The sequence below is a fragment of the Cellulomonas rhizosphaerae genome (assembly GCF_003470205.1).
Lineage (GTDB): Bacteria > Actinomycetota > Actinomycetes > Actinomycetales > Cellulomonadaceae > Cellulomonas > Cellulomonas rhizosphaerae.
Map to the genome: position 1 here is coordinate 1 of NZ_QWKP01000044.1, position 3,100 is coordinate 3,100.

5 protein-coding genes are annotated in these 3,100 nt (G+C 74.4%); all 5 read left to right on the plus strand.

All coding sequences use genetic code 11. From position 1 onward, the window contains the following. The coding region (locus D1825_RS00580; protein ID WP_199721436.1) for a toxic anion resistance protein at window positions 1-374 on the plus strand (374 nt) is incomplete at its 5' end. Between the two features lie 25 nt (window positions 375-399). Then, on the plus strand, window positions 400-891 hold the full coding sequence (locus D1825_RS00585; protein WP_118765600.1) for a hypothetical protein: 492 nt from the start codon (window positions 400-402) through the stop codon (window positions 889-891). Between the two features lie 26 nt (window positions 892-917). Next, entirely contained in the window at window positions 918-1,469 is a 552-nt protein-coding gene (locus D1825_RS00590; protein WP_233549541.1) for a TerD family protein, read from the plus strand. Beyond that, window positions 1,466-2,506 carry a hypothetical protein gene (locus tag D1825_RS00595; protein ID WP_118765602.1) on the plus strand — a complete coding sequence of 347 codons (1,041 nt, stop codon included), beginning with the start codon at window positions 1,466-1,468 and terminating at the stop codon, window positions 2,504-2,506. The genes D1825_RS00590 and D1825_RS00595 overlap by 4 nt, the downstream gene beginning before the upstream one ends. Before the next feature lie 101 nt (window positions 2,507-2,607). Next, a partial coding sequence (locus D1825_RS00600; protein WP_158580657.1) for an HpcH/HpaI aldolase/citrate lyase family protein occupies window positions 2,608-3,100 on the plus strand: 493 nt, incomplete at its 3' end.

A 3,100-nucleotide genomic window follows, 5' to 3' on the forward strand; every position in this document is an offset into this window, starting at 1 on the left:
ACCGCGCGCAGACCACGACGATCGCCGCGCTGCGGACGGCCGTCATCGTCTCGCAGGCCCTGTCCCGCCAGAAGCTCGTGCTCGACCAGATCACGGCCCTGAACACGGTGACGTCCAACCTCATCGAGTCGACGTCGGTGCAGCTGCGCCAGCAGGGTGCCGCGATCAACCAGCAGGCCTCGGAGTCGACGATCGACGTCGCCAAGCTGCAGGTCGCGTTCGACAACGTGTTCGCGACGATGGACGCGCTCGACACTTTCCGCGCGCAGTCGGTGGACTCGATGGCCCAGACCGTGACGGCCCTCGAGGGCCAGATCGAGCGCGCGCAGCCGTACCTGGAGCGCACGCGGGCCCGCGAGGGGAACGCGTCCTGACACGCAGCGGACCGCGGAGGACGACGTGAGCTGGCTCGCGCGGCTGCGCGGGGACGACGAGCCCGACGAGCAGCAGGCGCCCGAGCCCGACGAGGACAGCCCGGCTGCCCTGCAGGCCGCGATCGACGAGCTCGTGCGGTACGTCAACGCGCGCGCCGGTGGTCTGCCGCCCGCCGCGCTCGTCAACGCGCGGATGCTCACGGACACGCTCACCGAGGTCGTCGACAGCGCGGCCGTGCGGCCGCTCGACGTGTACGCGGTGATCAGCGTGCGGGGCGTCGTGGGGGACTACCTGCCGACGACGCTGCGCGGCTACCTCGCGCTCGAGCCCGACGCGCGCGGCGTCCCCCGGGCCGACGGGCACAGCCCGACGCAGTCCCTGATGATGCAGATCGACTCGCTGCAGACGTCGGTCTCCGCGACCCTGGTGGCCACGCGCGAGCAGGACGCCGACGCGCTGATGACGCAGGGCCGGTTCCTGCAGACCAAGTTCAACCGTTCCGACCTCGACCTGTGATGGATCTCTGAATGCCGGCAGCACCCATGAAGCGCGGTTCCAACGCCGCTCTGACGCGCGAGATCCCGAACCTGCGGGGCGTCGTGCTCGGGGTCGCGCTCGCGTCCTCCGAGCCCGTGCTCAACGACAACCTGGTGGTCGCCACCCTCCTGTGCGACGACGACCACAAGGTCCTGTCCGACGAGCACATGGTCTTCTTCAACCAGCTCACGGAGCCCGACCTGTCCGTGACCCAGCTGGCCGCGGCCGCGGGCGGGGACGTCGAGCAGGTCGAGGTGGACCTCGACGACGTCCCGGCGGCCGTGCACCGGATCGTCGTGGTCGCCTACCTCAACGAGGGCATGGGCCACCGGCGCACGCTCGGCCAGCTGCGCGACGCCCGCATCCGGGTGCTCAACCTCGCGGACGGTGCCGAGCTCGTGCGGTCCGAGAACCTCGCGCCCGCGCTGACCGGCGAGACCGGGCTCGTCCTCGGCGAGCTGTACCGGCACGAGGGCGGGTGGAAGTTCAAGGTCGTCGGGCAGGGGTACCCCAACGGGGTCGTGGGGATCGCGGCCGACCACGGCATCGGGCTGTGATGCTGCCCGACCCGTCCCGCGCGCCCGCGCGGACCGACCTGCCCTGGCTGCGGCACCGCCCCGTGCGGCGGGTTCCCGCGGCTGCGGCCACCCGGGTGGACCTGCGGCACGCGGGGCGGCCCGCGCCGGGTGCGCGGCCGGCGTCGGCCGGGCTCGATCTCTCGCGGCCGACGAGGGAGGCGGCGCCGGCCTCGTCGTCGCTCGACCTCTCGGCCCCGGCGCCTGCGCAGCCTGCCCCGTCGCCGTCGCTCGACCTGTCGTCTCCCGCGCCCGCGCGTCCGTCGCCGTCGCTGGACCTCTCGTCGGCACCCGCCGCCCCTGCGTCCGCGCGCCCCGCCCCGTCGCTGGACCTGGGCTCGTCGGCCGCGCCAGCACCGGCCTCGCTCGACCTGTCGTCGGCCGCCGCCCCGTCGCAGGTCGCGCCCGCCCGGCGTCGCCCGTCCGCCGCCCGGGGTGACGAGGTGCTCGGCTACGCACCGGAGGGGGTCGTCGTCGGCCGCCCGACGCTCCTGACCCGCGACCGTCCGACGATCGCGCTCACCGCCGTCCAGTCGGGCGTCGGGGTGCTGCGCGTGACGTCTGCCGTCTCGCAGGGGGTCGGCGACTTCCGGCTCGCCGCGTTCGCGCACCTGGCCACGGGCGAGACGGTGCTGCTCGACCACAACCGCGCGATGACGACCGTGCCCGCGGCGAGCCGCCGGCCCGTCGTGCAGGCGGTGGACCGCGGGTTCCTCGTCGACCTGCGCCAGACCCCGCGCCTGGCGAGGCTCGTGGTCCTGGGTTTCTCCCCGACCTCGGCGGCGCTCGCCTGGAGCGGCGCGCTCCGCGTCGAGACGATCGGCGGTGCGCGCGTCGACGTGCCGCTCGAGCGCGAGCCCGGCGCCGGCTCGCTGGTCGCGTTGTCGCTGGTCAACGTCGGTGGGCGGCTCGTGCTGCGGGCGGAGCGCGAGCTCGTGCCCGGCGCGCTGCGGGAGGCCGCGCTGGCCTTCGGCTTCGACGAGCTCACGTGGGTCGACGCCTGGACGCCGCTCGTCTGACGGGCCCCGTCCACAGGCGGGCCCGCGCTCGTCACGCGCGTGTCACATCGCCGGGTTACGCTCCGGGTTGCGCCTTCAGGGGACCCGAGAGGTAGGACGCGATGCGGCACTTCGACCACCTGTCCGACGACGCACGTCGCCGGCTCTTCTGGCGTGAGCCGGAGCCGTTCTCGCGGGACTCGTCGCGCGAGACGCTGTCCGTGGCGCTCGGCGCCACCCTCTACATGCCGGCCACGCGGCCGCGCCTGGCGCACGACCTCGTGCGCCGTGCCGCGCAGGGCGTGGCCAGCTCGGTCGTCTGCCTCGAGGACTCGATCGCCGACGAGGAGCTGCCTGCCGCGCAGGCGAACGCGATCGCGCAGCTGCGCGAGCTCGCGGTGACCGGCGGCGGGCCGCTCGTGTTCGTCCGCGTGCGCCGCCCCGAGCAGATCGCCGAGATCGCCGAGGGCCTGGGGGAGCACCTGCACGTGCTGAGCGGCTTCGTGCTGCCCAAGTTCGCGGAGTCGACGGGGGCCGCCTACCTCGACGCGCTCGACGACACCGCGGCCACGCACGGCCGCCGGCTGTGGGGGATGCCCGTCATCGAGTCGCCGG

Coding starts and splice junctions, on each gene's coding strand:
- D1825_RS00590 (WP_233549541.1), top strand. CDS start 918: ATGAAGCGCGGTTCCAACGCCGCTCTGACGCGCGAGATCCCGAACCTG.